The organism is Marinifilum sp. D714 (genome assembly GCF_030851345.1).
Taxonomy (GTDB): domain Bacteria; phylum Bacteroidota; class Bacteroidia; order Bacteroidales; family Marinifilaceae; genus Marinifilum.
Genome location: NZ_JALPNU010000086.1, coordinates 1 through 406, shown reverse-complemented (window position 1 = coordinate 406; position 406 = coordinate 1). Strand labels below are relative to the sequence as shown.

The 406-nt window shown below is 41.9% G+C and carries 1 protein-coding gene; it reads left to right on the top strand.

Annotation, left to right across the window (positions count from 1 at the left end; all coding sequences use genetic code 11):
• Nucleotides 1-42: 42 nt before the first annotated feature.
• Nucleotides 43-406 (top strand): group II intron maturase-specific domain-containing protein (locus M0051_RS19655; protein WP_306743272.1); only part of this gene is annotated, 364 nt, incomplete at its 3' end.

The window sequence follows — 406 nt, the reverse complement described above, 5'->3', positions numbered from 1 at the left end:
CTGAAACAAAAGCTAAAAACCATCACTCGAAAAACGACACCCATGAGTTTTGAAGAACGTATTCAAAAACTTGCTGAGGTGCAAAGAGGTTGGGTAAACAACTTCCGCATGGCCAGTATGCTGGTCAAACTTCAAGATGTTGATGGATGGGTTCGTAACAGGCTCAGATATTGCATCTGGCACCATTGGAAAAAGCCTGATAAGAAGAAGCGTAGTTTGATTCGTTTAGGTATTGAACAAGGTCAAGCCTATGCGTGGTCTCGTTCTCGAATGGGTGGTTGGGCTATTGCTCAAAGTCCAATACTTGGAACTACAATTACCCTTAATCGCTTGAAGAAGCGTGGTTATGAATCGATGCTTGACATTTACAAAAGAAAATCCCCACAACTTAATGAACCGCTGTATA